We start from the raw sequence: 14,605 nt of genomic DNA, 5'->3' as shown, positions 1-14,605 counted from the left end.
GGGGTTGGCGCTGGCCGCCGCGTTTGTGGCCGCCGTCGCCGGTCCGGCGGCGGGCCAGGATCGGGCGCCGATCGTTCGGGTCGAGCAGGGGCGACTGACCGGAACGGTGCAGGACGGCATCGCCGCCTGGCGCGGCGTACCCTATGCCGCCGCCCCGGTCGGACCGCTGCGCTGGCGTCCACCCCAGGCGCCGGCCCGGTGGAGCGGCCTTCGCGCAGCCGATGCGCTCAGCCCCGACTGCATGCAGGGCCGAATGCCCAATCTCCCCGGTGTGCGCCCGACGCCGCCGGCGCCGCTGTCCGAAGACTGTCTCTATCTCAACGTCTGGCGGCCCCAGACTACGCCGCGCGGCGAGAAGTTGCCGGTCATCGTCTGGATACACGGCGGGGCCTTCGTCAACGGCGGATCGTCGGACGCCGTGACCTGGGGCGACGCCCTGGCGCGACGGGGTGTGGTGGTCGTCACCTTCAACTATCGCCTGGGGCGTCTGGGCTTTTTCGCCCATCCTGAACTGACGGCGGAACATCCCGAAGACGGGCGCGGCAACTATGGTCTGATGGACCAGGTCGCGGCGCTGAAATGGGTCCGGCGCAACATCGCGGCCTTCGGCGGCGATCCGGCCAATGTCACGGTGATGGGGGAGTCGGCGGGCGGCATCGCCATCAATCTGTTGTTGGGTGCGCGGCCGGCCGAGGGTCTGTTCGACAAGGCTGTGATCCTGTCGGGCGCCGGGCGTGATTTCCTCGGCGGCGGACGCAGCCTGTCGCAGGACGCGCCTGGTGCCTTGTCGGCCGAAAGTCAGGGCAGGGCGCTGGCGACACGGCTGGGCGCAAACGATCTCGCGGCCCTGCGCGCCCTTCCGGCGGACCGGATCACGGGAGATCTGAACATGGTGACGCTGGTCATCGGCGGCCCGGCGGCCCTGTTCTCCGGCCCGATCCTGGACGGTCAGATGGTATCGCGCTCGCTGGAGGCCCAATACCGCGCCAACGGTCAACGTCCCATGCCCGTCATCGTCGGCGCCACCTCGGCCGATCTCAGCCTTGAACGGGCGTCCGATAAGGATGTGGCCTTCGCTCAGTTCGGAGACCGCGCCGATGAAGCGCGCCGCCTGTACGATCCGGCCGGGGATGTCCCCATCGACGGAATCAATCGCGCCATCGGCGCCGACCGCAACATGATCGAGCCGGCGCGGTTCGTGGCCCGATCCTTCGCCAGCCAGGGCGCGCCGGTGTTCGAATATCGTTTCGGCTATGTGGCGCAGGAGAAAAGGGCTGCAGCGCCGTGGGGTGCGGACCATGCCTCTGACGTGCCCTACGCCTTCGACCGGGTGCAGGCGTCCCTGGATGCGCCGACGGCGACGGACCAGGCGACGGCGACGCGGTTCGCCGACTATCTGGCCCGCTTTGCCCGCACCGGAAATCCGAACGGACCAGGCCTGCCGCAATGGCCGATCTACGGGGCCGACACGGACCAGCTGATGTCGATCCGGCCAGACGGCGCGTTCGTCGGAGAGGCCGATCCCCTGAAGGCGCGTCTGGACCTCATGCAGGGGGCGGCGGATCGCCGCTGGACGGAACGGCCGCAATGAACCGCCGTGCCTTCCTGACGGCCGCAGCGGGCATGACCGTCGCCGCAACCGCGCGGGCCGAAAGCCGTGCCGTCGCGCCCCCGTTCGATCTGGGCGTGCAGTTGTGGATGGTGCGTCAATCGATGGCGCGAGACTTTGAGGCCACGCTGTCGGCCCTGGCCGCCCTGGGCGTGCGTCGGGTCGAACTGGCCGGGGCGCCCCAAAGGTCAGCGGGGGAACTCAGGTCCGAGCTGGACGCCGCCGGTCTGGCTTGCGTCAGCGGCCACCTGCCCCTTCTGCACATGACAGATGCTGAGGCGGATCGCCAGTTTGCCTTCGCCGGCACGCTGGGGATGAAGACGGTGATCGCGCCCACGCCGGGCCGGGCGGACTTGCTGGATCTGGCGCCTGACGCTCGTCTCGCCGCCCTGATCGCCCGGCCGCTGGTGGCGGACGACTGGCGCTGGAACGCAGACCGGCTGAACGCCTTGGGCGAACGCGCCAGGGCCGCCGGGCTGGCCGTGGGCTACCATAACCACAATGTCGAGTTCGCGCCGCTGGACGGCGAAGAGACTGGCATGGCGCTCCTGCTGTCGCGCGTCGATCCGGCCCAGGCGCATTTTCAGATCGACGTCGGCAACGCCGTGCTGGGCGGCGCTGATCCCGTCGCCCTGTTGCAGCATTGGCCGGATCGTTTTCGGTCGGCCCATCTGAAGGACTGGCGCGCGCCGCTGACGCCGACCACGGGTCTGGCGTCGCCGCCTTCGGCGCCCTTTGGCGAGGGCGTGATCGACTGGTCGCGTTGGCGGGCCGCCTCGGCGCGCGCGGGACTGGAAACCTCCTTCATCGAACGCGAGAACCTGCCGGTCGAGGACGAGGTGGCGGGCGCCGCCCAGGCGTTGAACTATTTCGCCGAACTTCAGAGGTCTGTCTGATGCGAAAATCGCCCCTCATGTCCGATACGTCCCGTCGCCCTTGGCGGTTGGCGCGCCGGCTGGCGGGCGGCGTTGTGGCGGCGGCTTTGGTCCTCACGACCGTCCTGGTTGCCCGAACCCTGATGCTGAAACCTCAGGACGTTCCGGTTGCGGCCGCACCTGCGACGCCCGCCTTGTCCGTGAACGTCGCATCGGCCGCCGCGCGCCTGGGCGCGGCGATCCGTTTCCAGACGGTGTCGCATCAGAACCCTGCCGAGGACGACCGCAGCCAGTGGCTGGCCCTGCATGACTGGATGGCGCATACATATCCCGCCTTACATGCGGCGGCCCGTCGCGAGGCCGTGGGCGGCGACGGGCTGATGTGGACCTGGCCAGGACGCAATCCGGCACTCAAGCCCTTGGTCCTGATGGCGCACCAGGATGTGGTGCCGCCCTCGCCGGAAACCCTGTCGGAATGGACCTATCCTCCGTTTGGCGGGCAGGTGCGCGACGGCTTCGTCTGGGGGCGGGGCGCCATCGACGACAAGGGTTCTCTGGTGGCCCTGCTTGAGGCGGGCGAGGCCCTGGCCGCGCGCGGCTTCCAGCCCGAGCGCACGGTCATTATCGTCTCCGGTCATGACGAGGAGACGCGCGGGCAGGGCGCGCAGGCGGCGGCCGCCCTGTTGCGTCAACGCGGCGTTCGCGCTTGGATGGTGTTGGACGAAGGGTCCGCCATCATCGAGGACCATCCGGTCACAAAGGGACCGGCCGCCCTGATCGCGGTCGCCGAAAAGGGTTATGTCACCCTGAAGGTCACGGCGCGCGGCGACGCCGGCCATTCCTCCGCGCCGCCGCAAAGCACGGCGGTCTCGGTGCTGGCGCGGGCGATCACGGCCATCGAGGGACAGGCCTGGCCGCTGCGTTATGACGGGCCTTCGCGCGAGGGCTTGCGCGCCCTGGCGCCCCACGCGCCGTTCATGACGCGGTTTTTTCTGGCCAACGACTGGCTGTTCGGCGGTCTGCTGGCGAAACAGATGTCCAAGAACCCAGCCGGCGCAGCGGGTCTTCATACGACCATCGCGCCGACCATGCTGAGCGGTTCGCCCAAGGAGAACGTCCTTCCGCAAACCGCTTCCGTCTGGATCAACTATCGCATTGCGCCAGGGTCGTCCGTACAGGCGGTTCTGGCGCGCACGCGCAAGGCGGTGAAGGGTTTGCCGGTCGCGGTCGAACTGGAGGGTGCAGGCCGTGAACCGTCGCCCATTTCCTCGACCGAAACGGACGCCTATGCCTATCTGGCCGACGCGGTGGGCGAAATCGCGCCGGGCGTGCCCGTTGCCCCGTCCCTGATGATCGCGGCATCCGATTCTCGCTACATGACCGGCGTCGCGGACTCCGTCTTCCGCTTCGCACCCAACCGCTTCGCCATGACCGAACTAGGCCGCATCCACGGGGTGAACGAGCGCATCAGCCTGGACAATCTGGAGCGTAACATCCGTTTCTACGGGCGTTTGATGGTTGGGGAAAATCAAAACGGGAGGACGTCATGAAGCTTACACAGGCGTTGGCTGCTTTGATGTCGGCGCTGGTGACGACGTGCTGTTTCGGCCTGTCAGCCATGTCGCATGCTGAGCCTGCTCCGACTGGAGCATCCGACATCCATCCCTTGACCCCCCGGCCGGTTGAGCGGATTCGTCCGCCCGCATGGGACGCGGCCGAGCAGATGATACTGTGGTCAGCCGGCGCGCCGGGCCTTTCGGACTACAAGCCCTTAGCGGATATTCCGGGGTGGCCCGGTTCCTTTCTGAAGTCGACCCCTGCGCCGTCACTGCACATCTGGCGGCCTCGGCTCCCTAACGGCCGGACCTTGCTCGTCATTCCGGGCGGGGGCTATCTGTTCGTCTCCATCGCCAATGAGGGCGTCGAAATCGCCGAACGGTTCGCGGCCCAAGGCTATCTGGTCGCCGTGCTTGACTATCGTTTGCCCGGGGAAGGGTGGGGGGCGCGCGCCGATGTTCCTCTTCAGGACGCGCAGAGGGCTATTCGTCTGCTTCGTCTCCATGCGAGCGACTATGGCGTGCGGCCTGACCGGGTCACCGTTCTTGGCTTTTCCGCCGGAGGGCATCTGGCGGCCAGTCTGGCCGTTTCGTTCGACGAAATCGTCTATGGCGCGCAGGACGCCGCAGACGCCCTGAGCGCCCGGCCCGACGCCGCCGCCCTGATCTACCCGGTGCTGTCGATGGAGGCGCCGCTGGCGCATGCCGGATCGCGCAACCTGCTGCTGGGCGGATCGCCGTCCGATGATCTGGCGGCGAAACGCTCGCCGATCCGTCATGTCGATGACCGGACGCCGCCCTCGTTCCTGGTCCACAGCTGGGACGACGACACCGTCAACCCAGATAACGTTCTGGCTTGGAGCACCGCAGCTCATGCCGCCGGGCGGCCGCTGGAACTGCATCTTTTCCAAGAAGGAGGGCATGGCTACGGATTGGGCATACCGGGGTCGCCTGCGACGGTGTGGCCTGATCTGCTGTTGCGTTGGCTTGATCGTCAGTTTCTTGACTAGGCTCAGGACCCATTCAGGCGTTTCGGAAGCCTTCGAAATCGCTTCCGAGGTGAAATCCTATGATGACGGCGGTTCGATCCGAGCCGCGCCTTGACTTCGCCGGGTTGCGGCGCGACCTAGCCGCCTCGCTTTCGAGGTCGTTGATCCCCCATGTCCGTCAAGGTTCGTTTCGCCCCGTCGCCGACGGGTAGGCTGCACGTCGGCAATGTCCGCACCGCCCTGGTGAACTGGCTGTTTGCGAAAGGGCAGGGGGGGGCGTTCGTGTTGCGTATCGACGACACCGACCTGGCTCGCTCGACGGCCGAGTTCGAACAGGGGATCGAGGACGATCTGACCTGGCTGGGGATGACGTGGGATGAACGCCACAACCAGTCCAAGCGGTTCGACCGATATGAAGAGGCGGCGGAGAGGCTGAAGGCCTCCGGGCGTCTCTACCCAGCCTATGAGACGGCCGAAGAACTGGACCGTCGCCGAAAGGTGCAGTTGTCGCGCGGCCTGCCGCCGATCTATGACCGCGCCGCTCTGGAACTGACCGAAGAGCAGAAGGCCGCCTATGAGGCCGAGGGCCGTCGCCCGCACTGGCGCTTCAAGCTGGATGGCAAGCGCGTCGCCTGGGAAGACCTGGCGCGCGGCCATGCCGAGGTCGACACCGCCTCGATGTCCGATCCGGTTCTGATCCGCGAGGACGGCCTGTTCCTCTACACCCTGCCGTCGGTTGTGGACGACATCGACATGGCCATCACCCACATCATCCGGGGCGAGGATCACGTCACCAACACCGGCGCCCAGATCGAAATCTTCGAGGCGTTGGGCGCGCCCGTGCCGGGTTTCGCCCATATGCCTCTGCTGGTCGGCGCGGACGGGGCCGCCCTGTCGAAACGGCTGGGGTCGCTGTCGATCAGCGATATGCGCGACCAGGGTTACGAGCCCATCGCCATCACCAGCCACCTGGGCCGGATCGGCACGTCGGACCCGCTGGAGGTCGCCGAATCCATCGCGGCGCTGGGGGCCGGCTTCGCCTTCTCAAAGATGGGCCGTTCGCCGGCGCGCTACGACACGGCGGATTTGGACCGGCTGAACGCCCAGGCGCTGCACGTCATGCACTATGAGACGGCCAGGCCGCGGCTTCAGGCGCTGGGCGCCGACCTGGGCGAAACCTTCTGGTCCGTTGTGCGGGGCAATCTGAACAAGTTCGCCGATGTCGTTGAAATGGCGAAGATCATTCAGGGGCCGATCCAGCCGGTGATCGAGGACGCGGCCTTCATCGATGCGGCCGCGAAACTGCTGCCCGACGTGATCGACGAAACCGCCTGGCCGACCTGGACCAACGCCGTGAAGGCTGAGACGGGCGCCAAGGGCAAGGCGTTGTTCATGCCGTTGCGGCTGGCGCTGACCGGCCAGGCCCACGGGCCGGATATGGCCGCCCTGGCGCCGCTGATCGGGCGCGAGACACTGCAGCGGCGTCTGAGAGGCGAGGCGGCCTGAGCCGCCTCGACCCTTTGCCGGATCAGGCGTTGCAGACGGCCAGTTCTTCGGCGCTGAGTTCGACGCCCTTGTAGGCGAAGGCGGTCACAGGGCCGAACTTCTGAACCACGCGGCGGCAGGCGCGCGTGGCGGGCTGCTCCGTGCCGCCAGCGGCTGTGCAGGTCGCGCCCTCGCAGGACCAGCGAGCGCCGTCGATGATGGTGGCGCGAGCCGGCGCCTTGGCGGCGTCGGCCAGGGTCAGGCGAGTGGCGGCGGGCGTCTGGGCGACGGCCGGAGCGGCGGCGAACAGGGCGGCGGCGATAAGCAGGGCGCGCATGGGAAACTTTCCGCATCGAAGAACGGCGTCTTGCCGCCGCGTCCCCAATGTCAGTTTCGGATAAAAACTGTCAATACGTCGGCCGCGAATATAAGCGGCGATCACTTAGCGACGATCATGTCTTTGCTGCGGCGCCTCGGGAGTCTGGAGCTGGGCCCAGGCGTCCTCCACCGTGTCGGCGACGGTCCAGGCGTCCAGGAACGAAGGTGGGGTCATGCCCTCGTTCACGCTGTGGCGCATCAGGGCGAAAAACCCGTCCCAGAAGCCGTTCAGGTTCAGAAAGACGACCGGCTTGTGGTGCAGGTCCAGCCGTTTCCATGACAGCAGTTCGACCACCTCTTCCAAGGTGCCGATGCCGCCGGGCGCCACGACGAAGGCGTCCGACTGATCGTACATCAGCTGTTTGCGCTCGTGCATGGAGGTGACGACAACGGTCTCGACCTCGTCGAACAAGCGTTCGCGGCTGCGCAGGAACGCCGGCATGATGCCGACGACGCGGCCGCCCGCCTCATGCGCGCCCCGCGCGGACGCCCCCATCAGCCCCACGCCGCCGCCGCCGTAGACCAGCCGCCATCCGGCCTGGGCCGTTGCGCGGCCAAAGGCGTAGGCCGCCTCGGCATAGGCGGGGTCGGCGGTCTCGGAGGCGCCGCAGAACAGACAGACGGACGGGCCGTCGAACGGCTGGAACGAAACGGGGGGCAGGGACATGGGGCCTCGAACAGAACGAATGCCGGTCCGACCCATGGCCAAACCGGCGGCGCTCGCGCTAACACCAGCGCGAGCCGCTGGGTCGCCAGTCCTATATCGTCGAGGCCAAGGATGAAACGTCGGATCAGCATCGCGATCGTCGCGGCCCTGGCGGCGGCGGGCGCGACGCTGTCGGCCTGTTCGCGGGGCGATGGCGGGGTGGCTGGACCGGCTGGCGCGGAAAAGGCATCGCCGTGGGTTCGGCCTCCGCTGATCGACGGGGTGACGCGCGACGGCGGCGTGCTGATCGTGCGCGGGGCGGCCGATCCCGACGCCCGCGTGGTGCTGCGCGCACCGGACGTGGCGGCGGTGGCGGTCAACGCCGATGCGGCCGGGCGTTTCGAACTGAGGCTGCCGCCGCTCTACGGCGACATACGCCTGACGCCTGAGGTGCAGGTGGGCGAGGATGCCGCCGTCTCACCCGAAACGCTGGTGGTGATCCAGGGCGGAGCCGGGCCGATCGCCCTGATCGCCGCAGGCCAGCCGACGATCAGGCTGGACGGAAGGGGCCTGCTGGACGCGGTGGATTCGGATGGATCGACCCTGATGATCTCGGGTCCGGCTGGGCACAAGCCGCCCGTCGTCGCGGTGGGCGGGGTTGCGGCCAACGTCGCGCCGGCGTCGCGGGGGCGCTGGCGGGCCATGGCGGGCCGGGCGGGCTCCGTGGAGATCGTCGTGGACGGCCAGGCCTTCGACTATCCTGGAGACGCCGGGGAAGGCGGATTCTCCATCGCGCGCGCGGGCCAGGGATGGCGCATCAATTGGCCGGTGCAGCCCAACGGCCATCAGAGCGCCTGGCTGCCGGATCGCCCCGCCGCCGCTCGTTGAGATGTTGGAAACCAATTCGGTTAACGAATGAGAGCGCCCTTAAGGGCGCCATCACCGAACCTAGCTTCAGCCCGGCGGCCCCCTGCCGGGCTCTTTTTTGTCGTCGGCGTCCTCGGTGCGGTCGCGGAAAAGGGCTGCACGCGCCAGAAGGATCAGCGTCACCGGCGTCGTCACCGTCAGGAAAAGGCCGATCAGGATTTCGCGCGGCATGAAACGCCCTTCGACCGCCGTGAACCAGACGATGGAGGCCGCCAGCACCAGGGCCATGCCCAGGGTGGCGCCTAGGGTCGGGGCGTGCACCCGCTCGTAGAAGGTCTTGAGCTGGGCCAGGCCGATCGCGCCGATCAGCGACAGGGCGGCGCCGGCCAGGGCCAGGCCCGCGACCACGAAGGCGACCCAGGGGGGAACTTGGTCGGCGCTCATTCGATCACCTCGCCACGCATCAGGAACTTGGCCAGGGCGACGGTGGCGGCGAAGCCCAGCATGCCGATGATCAGGGCGGCCTCGAAATACAGCTGGCTGTTGGTGCGCACGCCGAACACGACGACCAACAGCATGGCGTTCAGATAAAGGGTGTCCATGCCCAGCACGCGATCCTGGGCGCGCGGTCCGCGAACGATGCGCCAGACCGCCAATCCCATGGCGCAGACCAGCATCAGCTGGGCCAGGCCTAGACCCCAGACCAGAACCGCCGCCGTCATTCGAAAATCTCCATCAGCCTGCGCTCGTAGCGGTCCTTGATCAGCCGTACCCATTCCTCCTCGTTGACCAGGTCGAGCACATGCAGCAGCAGCCGGCCGGTCGCCGGCTCGTATTCGACCCACAGGGTGCCGGGGGTGCTGGTCACGATGATGGCCAGGACGGCCAGGGCGTAGCGGTCGCGGAGCTCCAGCGGCACATGGATGAAGCCCGAGGTGCGACTGCGCCGCCGCCCCGCCACGATGATCTGCGCCACCGCCCAGTTGGAGCGCACGATGTCGGCGGCGACGTCTGCAAACAAGCTGAGGATGGCGGAAGGGCTCTTCACCCGCACCCGCTCGACCCTGAGGGCCAACATGATGGCGGGGGCGAAAAGCGCGATCAGCAGCCCCAGGGCGAGCGACGGCGGGGCGAGGGAGTTGCTGAGCAAAACGGAGGCGACGAACAGGCTCGCCGAGAGGATAGGGTAGGGCAGGATGCGTCTCATCGGCCGCCTCCGCTCAGGACGGCCTGAACATAGGCCTGCGGATCGGCCAGCCAGGCGGCGGTATGGTCGGTATAGACCAGGGCCGGGCCAGCGAAGACGGCCAGCAGCACGCAGGCGGCCAGGAGGCCCGCCAGGGCCGTCGCCTCGGCCGCGCCGACGACCAGGGCGGGAGCGTCGTCGTCGCGCGTCCAGATGGCGCCGACGCCCAGGCGGGTCAGGCCGATCAGGGCGCCGATGCTGGAGACCGACAGCACGGCCGTCAGAATCCAGGGCGCCGGGCCGCCCTGGCGCACCAGGGCGTCGATCATGGCCAGCTTGCCGACGAAGCCCGCCAGCGGGGGCAGACCCGCCAGCATCAGGGTGCAGATCAGGAACGCGCCGCCCAGGGCCGCCACGGCCGCCGGGATGACCAGCCCGGGCTCGTTCCTCTCGTCGTCGTCGAAGGGGTCGCGATATTCGTCGTCGAACACCGCCCGCGCCTCGCCCACGTCGGGCTCGCGGCCTCGCTGTAGGATCTCGGCCAACAGGAACAGGGCCGCACAGGCCAGGGTCGACCCGATCAGGTAATACAGGGCGCCGCTGAGCGCCGACGTATCGCCGACGCCGAGGATGGCCAGAACCGAACCGGACGAGATCATGACGCCGAACCCGGCCGCCCTGGACAGGTCGCGCGAGGCGATCAAGCCGAATGTGCCGAAGGCGACGGTCGCCAGGCCTCCGACCAGCAGCCAGGTCAGGCCGAACCCGGCCGACGCCCCGGCCTGGACGCCGAACAGCAGCAGGCTGAGCCGGATCACCACATAGACCCCGACCTTGGACAGGATGGCGAATACGGCGGCCGAAGGGGCGCTGGCCGCCGAATAGGTCGAGGTCAGCCAGAAGCCCAGCGGCCACATGGCGCATTTTATCAGGAAGGCCGTGCCCAGCACGGCCGCCCCGACGTGGAACAGGCCCAGGTCGCCGGCCGCGACGCCCGGAACCCGCACCGCCAGATCGGCCATGTTCAGGGTGCCCGCGACTCCATAGATCAGCGACACCCCGATCAGGAACAGCAGAGACGCCGTCAGATTGACGGCGATATAGAGCACGCCGGCCCGAACTCGCGCCTCGCCCGATCCGTGCAGGGCCAAACCGTAAGAGGCGGCCAGCATGACCTCGAAGAAGACGAACAGGTTGAACAGGTCTCCGGTCAGGAAGGCGCCGTTCACCCCCATGATCAGCGTCAGAAACAGGGCGTGGAAACGCGGCCCCGCCCGATCCCATCGCGCCAGGGCGAAGATCAGGGCTAAGCCGCCCAGCACGCTGGTCAGGGCCACCATCAGGGTCGAAAGCCGGTCCGCCACCAGGACCACCCCATAGGGCGCGGCCCAGTCGCCCAGGCGATAGACGCGCGCCGTGTCGCCGCCGCCCGCCGCCCCGGTCGCGCTTTCGTGCAGCAGAACCAAAGCCATGGCCAGTATGGCCGCCATGGCCGCCAGGCTCAGCGACGCCTTCAGGATGCGCCGACGCTCGTCGATCAGCAGCATGGCCGCAGCGACGGCCATGGGCAGCAGGATCGGGCCGATGATCAGATGGTCGTGCCAGTGGGTCATGCATCCGGCTCCTTGCCGTCCACATGGTCGCTGCCGGTCACGCCGCGCGCCGCCAGGATGACGACCAGAAACAGGGCTGTCAGGGCGAAGCTGATGACGATGGCCGTCAGCACCAGGGCCTGGGGCGTCGGATCGGCGTAGCGGGCGGGCTCCGACACGCCGTCGACCAGAACCGGCGGAGCGCCCGACTTCAACCGCCCCATGGCGAAGATGAAGATGTTGACCGCATAGGACAGCAGCGACAGGCCCATGATGACCTGGAATGTCCGCGGGCGCAGCATCAGCCAGACGCCCGACGCCGCCAGGACCCCGATGGCCAGGGCCAGAACCAGCTCCATCATGACGGTTCTCCCTCAGGGTCTGTCTGTTTGGGCTTGCGCAGCGACTGGTGCGCCAGGGCGACCAGGGTCAGGACGGTGGCTCCGACGACCAGCACCACCACGCCCAGGTCGAACAGGACAGCGCTGGCCAGGGGCACGCGGCCCAGGATCGGCACGTCGGCGTACCGGAACCAGGAGGTCAGGAACGGCCGGCCGAACACCCAGGCGCCTGCGCCGCTCAGCACCGCGATCACCAGGCCGGCCCCGATCCAGTTGATCGGGCGGATGGTCAGCCGCTCCTCCACCCAGCGCGCGCCCGAGGCCATGTACTGCAGGATGAAGGCGATCGACAGCGCCACCCCCGCCGCAAATCCACCGCCCGGCAGATCATGGCCGCGCAGGAACAGGTGCACGGCCAGCAGGATGATGAAGGGGAATATCCAGCGCATCACCACGCGCGGGATCAGCATGGTTTCCTTCAGCGTGTCGCCCTCGGACCGATGTTCGTGGTCGCGGTCGGATGCATTCTGAACCCGCTGCTGCGTGGGCCCGGGAAGGCTGTCGTCGGCGGGCCGGAACCGGCGCAATAGGGCGAACACGGTCAGGCCGACAATGCCCAGCACCGTGATCTCGCCAAAGGTGTCGAAGGCCCGGAAATCGACCAGGATCACGTTGACGATGTTGCGCCCGCCCGCATCGCGATAGGCGTGCTCGACGAAATAGCGCGAAATCCCCTCGACCGGCGGCCGGGTCATGACGGCGTAGGCTATGGCGGACAGCGACAGGCCCGCCGCTCCGGCCACGATCAGGTCCAGACGGCGGCGGCGGCGAGAGCGGCGCTCCATCGCCGCAGGCAGGCGGATGGTCTCCAGCCGCTTCGGCAGCCAGCGCAGGCCCAGCAGCAGAAGGACGGTCGTGACCACCTCCACCAGCAACTGCGTCACCGCCAGGTCGGGCGCCGACAGCCAGATGAAGGAGATGCAGCTGGCCAGGCCCGCGCCGCCCATCAACACCACCGCCGCCAGCCTGTGATACTTGGCCTGCCAGGCGGCGGCGACGGCGCAGGCCCCGCCGGCCAGCCAAAGGCCCGCGAAAGCCCAGTTGGACAGGGTGAAGGTCGGCGTGATCGGCACGATGACCAGACCCGCCCCCAGCGCCGCCAGCCCGCCGGCCAGCAGGGCGACCAGAACGATGGCTCTGAGCTGGGGCTGCTGGCGCGCCGAACCGAAGACGCGCACCATCGCGTCGGATCCCTTGAACAGGCCGGTCATGGCCTTTTCAAACAGCCACCCGCCGTTCAGCCGCTTCCAGCCCCAGGGGGCGCCGCGCGGATTGGCGTTGATGCGCCGGCCGAACACGACATACAGCGCCACGCCGCCTGCCAGGGCGACGATGCTGAGGATCAGCGGCAGGTTGAACCCGTGCCACAGCGCCAGGCTGTAGTAGGGCAGGTCGAACCCCAGAACCGACACGGCGGCGCTTTTCAGGAAGGGGCCGACCGTCACCGCCGGGAAGATGCCGACCACCAGGCACAACCCCACCAGCACCTCGACCGGACGACGCATCCAGGCCGGCGGCTCGTGCGGGGTGCGGTCCAGTTCGGTCGGCGGCGGGCCGAAGAAGGTCGTGTGGATGAAACGCAGCGAGTAGAGGACGCTGAAGGCGCTGGCCAGGGTCGCCAGTGCGGGCAAGATCAGGTTCAGGCCGTGGGTGTTCACGCTGGCTACCGCCTCGGCCAGGAACATCTCCTTGGATAGAAAGCCGTTCAGCAGGGGCACGCCCGCCATCGCCGCCGCCGCTACCATGGCCAGGGTGGCGGTGTAGGGCATGAAACGGAACAGTCCGCTCAGCTTTCTCATGTCGCGGGTGCCGGCCTCGTGGTCGATGATGCCGGCGGCCATGAACAGGGACGCCTTGAAGGTGGCGTGGTTCACCGTGTGGAAGATGGCGGCGATGCAGCCCAGCGGACTGCCCAGGCCCAGCAGCAGAACGATCAGCCCCAGGTGGCTGATCGTGGAATAGGCCAACAGGCCCTTCAGATCGTGCTGGAAGATGGCGCACCAGGCGCCCAGCAACAGGGTCGCCAGCCCTGCGCCCCCGACGATCAGATACCAGCTCTCGGTACCGGCGAAGACCGGCCAGAAGCGGATCAGCAGAAAGACCCCCGCCTTCACCATGGTCGCGGAATGCAGATAGGCGCTGACCGGCGTGGGCGCGGCCATGGCGCGCGGCAGCCAGAAATGGAAGGGGAACTGGGCGCTCTTGGTCATCGCCCCCAGCAGAATAAGCAGCAGGGCCGGCAGACAGAGCGGGCTGGCCTGAATGGCCTCCCGCGACGCCAGCACGACGTCCAGGTCGTAACTGCCGACGATCCGCCCGATCAAAATCATGCCGACCAGCAGGGCGACCCCGCCCGTCGCCGTGACCGTCAGCGCCATGCGCGAACCCTCGCGCGCCGCCGGGTTCTGGTGCCAATAGCCGATCAGGAGAAAGGAAAAGAGGCTGGTCAGCTCCCAGAACATCACCAGCTGGATCAGATTGCCCGACAGCACCACCCCCTGCATCGCCCCCATGAAGGCCAGCAGGAAGGAGAAGAAGCGCGGTACGGGATCCTTTGGCGACATATAATAGCGGGCGTAAAGGACCACCAAGGCGCCAATGCCCAGGATCAGGGCGCTGAACAGCCACGAAAGCCCGTCCAGCCGCAGCACCAGATTGACCCCCAGCGACGGCAGCCAGGGGATTTCGAACTTCAGCGTCTCTCCGTCCTGGAACATGGGCCACAGTGCGGCCAGACACCCCAGACTGACCAGGGCCACGATCCACGACAGGATGGCGGCGGCCGTGCGCGCATGACGCGGCAGGCCGGCCGCCGCCATCGCACCCATGAAGGGCAGGATCAGGATGATCAGGAGAAGAAAGCTGATGGACATGAAGGCGGCGCGTCTCTCCGAACACCGGGGGGCTTTGCCGAACGCTCAAGGTTCGGCAAGGTTCTCACCTAGGGGCTGGCGCAGGGGCCGTCAAAGCGACACCGGGGCGCGGCTGGAACGGTGTGGTCTCGGCTTCGGCGACAAGCGC

14 protein-coding genes are annotated in these 14,605 nt (G+C 68.0%); 6 read left to right on the top strand and 8 right to left on the bottom strand.

Annotated elements, in window-relative coordinates; all coding sequences use genetic code 11:
• Nucleotides 1-4 precede the first annotated feature (4 nt).
• From AC0L6G_RS06380 to gltX, 5 genes are all read left to right on the top strand, one after another.
• Nucleotides 5-1,591 carry a carboxylesterase/lipase family protein gene (locus AC0L6G_RS06380; RefSeq protein WP_293824885.1) on the top strand — a complete coding sequence of 529 codons (1,587 nt, stop codon included), beginning with the start codon at nt 5-7 and terminating at the stop codon, nt 1,589-1,591.
• Entirely contained in the window at nt 1,588-2,505 is a 918-nt protein-coding gene (locus AC0L6G_RS06375; protein WP_293824888.1) for a sugar phosphate isomerase/epimerase family protein, read from the top strand. The genes AC0L6G_RS06380 and AC0L6G_RS06375 overlap by 4 nt, the downstream gene beginning before the upstream one ends.
• Nucleotides 2,506-2,522: 17 nt before the next feature.
• Nucleotides 2,523-4,034 carry a M20 family peptidase gene (locus AC0L6G_RS06370; protein ID WP_293824891.1) on the top strand — a complete coding sequence of 504 codons (1,512 nt, stop codon included), beginning with the start codon at nt 2,523-2,525 and terminating at the stop codon, nt 4,032-4,034.
• Nucleotides 4,031-5,050, top strand: a complete 1,020-nt coding sequence (locus AC0L6G_RS06365; RefSeq protein WP_473253006.1) for an alpha/beta hydrolase — start codon at nt 4,031-4,033, stop codon at nt 5,048-5,050. Before AC0L6G_RS06370 ends, AC0L6G_RS06365 begins: the two co-directional genes overlap by 4 nt.
• Before the next feature lie 150 nt (nt 5,051-5,200).
• Entirely contained in the window at nt 5,201-6,535 is a 1,335-nt protein-coding gene (gene gltX / locus AC0L6G_RS06360) for a glutamate--tRNA ligase (RefSeq protein WP_293824895.1), read from the top strand.
• Between the two features lie 22 nt (nt 6,536-6,557).
• Here the strand turns inward: gltX and AC0L6G_RS06355 are convergent, their stop codons facing one another.
• Together AC0L6G_RS06355 and AC0L6G_RS06350 are read right to left on the bottom strand one after the other, a co-directional pair.
• Nucleotides 6,558-6,851 (bottom strand): DUF8200 family protein, encoded by a 294-nt coding sequence (locus tag AC0L6G_RS06355; protein ID WP_291535949.1) that lies wholly within the window; start codon nt 6,849-6,851, stop codon nt 6,558-6,560.
• Nucleotides 6,852-6,956: 105 nt separating this feature from the next.
• On the bottom strand, nt 6,957-7,559 hold the full coding sequence (locus AC0L6G_RS06350; RefSeq protein ID WP_291535950.1) for an LOG family protein: 603 nt from the start codon (nt 7,557-7,559) through the stop codon (nt 6,957-6,959).
• 111 nt (nt 7,560-7,670) lie between these two features.
• Here AC0L6G_RS06350 and AC0L6G_RS06345 point away from each other — a divergent pair, with 111 nt between their 5' ends.
• A complete protein-coding gene (locus AC0L6G_RS06345) occupies nt 7,671-8,426 on the top strand; it encodes a hypothetical protein (protein WP_293827851.1) in 756 nt (251 codons plus the stop codon).
• A 66-nt stretch (nt 8,427-8,492) separates the two neighbouring features.
• Here the strand turns inward: AC0L6G_RS06345 and mnhG are convergent, their stop codons facing one another.
• The 6 genes from mnhG to AC0L6G_RS06315 are packed head-to-tail and all read right to left on the bottom strand — an operon-like array spanning nt 8,493 to nt 14,457.
• Nucleotides 8,493-8,849 (bottom strand): monovalent cation/H(+) antiporter subunit G, encoded by a 357-nt coding sequence (gene mnhG / locus AC0L6G_RS06340; protein ID WP_291535953.1) that lies wholly within the window; start codon nt 8,847-8,849, stop codon nt 8,493-8,495.
• On the bottom strand, nt 8,846-9,127 hold the full coding sequence (locus AC0L6G_RS06335) for a K+/H+ antiporter subunit F (RefSeq protein ID WP_293827852.1): 282 nt from the start codon (nt 9,125-9,127) through the stop codon (nt 8,846-8,848). The genes mnhG and AC0L6G_RS06335 overlap by 4 nt, the downstream gene beginning before the upstream one ends.
• Nucleotides 9,124-9,612 carry a Na+/H+ antiporter subunit E gene (locus AC0L6G_RS06330; RefSeq protein ID WP_293827853.1) on the bottom strand — a complete coding sequence of 163 codons (489 nt, stop codon included), beginning with the start codon at nt 9,610-9,612 and terminating at the stop codon, nt 9,124-9,126. The genes AC0L6G_RS06335 and AC0L6G_RS06330 overlap by 4 nt, the downstream gene beginning before the upstream one ends.
• Nucleotides 9,609-11,204 carry a monovalent cation/H+ antiporter subunit D gene (locus AC0L6G_RS06325; protein ID WP_473253005.1) on the bottom strand — a complete coding sequence of 532 codons (1,596 nt, stop codon included), beginning with the start codon at nt 11,202-11,204 and terminating at the stop codon, nt 9,609-9,611. The genes AC0L6G_RS06330 and AC0L6G_RS06325 overlap by 4 nt, the downstream gene beginning before the upstream one ends.
• A complete protein-coding gene (locus AC0L6G_RS06320) occupies nt 11,201-11,545 on the bottom strand; it encodes a Na+/H+ antiporter subunit C (protein WP_291535959.1) in 345 nt (114 codons plus the stop codon). Before AC0L6G_RS06320 ends, AC0L6G_RS06325 begins: the two co-directional genes overlap by 4 nt.
• Nucleotides 11,542-14,457 carry a monovalent cation/H+ antiporter subunit A gene (locus tag AC0L6G_RS06315; protein ID WP_293827856.1) on the bottom strand — a complete coding sequence of 972 codons (2,916 nt, stop codon included), beginning with the start codon at nt 14,455-14,457 and terminating at the stop codon, nt 11,542-11,544. Before AC0L6G_RS06315 ends, AC0L6G_RS06320 begins: the two co-directional genes overlap by 4 nt.
• Nucleotides 14,458-14,605: the final 148 nt, after the last annotated feature.

It is taken from the genome of Brevundimonas sp. D3-1P (assembly GCF_055809335.1).
The sequence above is the reverse complement of the archived record's forward strand: the minus strand, read 5'-3'. Positions and strand labels throughout refer to the sequence as shown.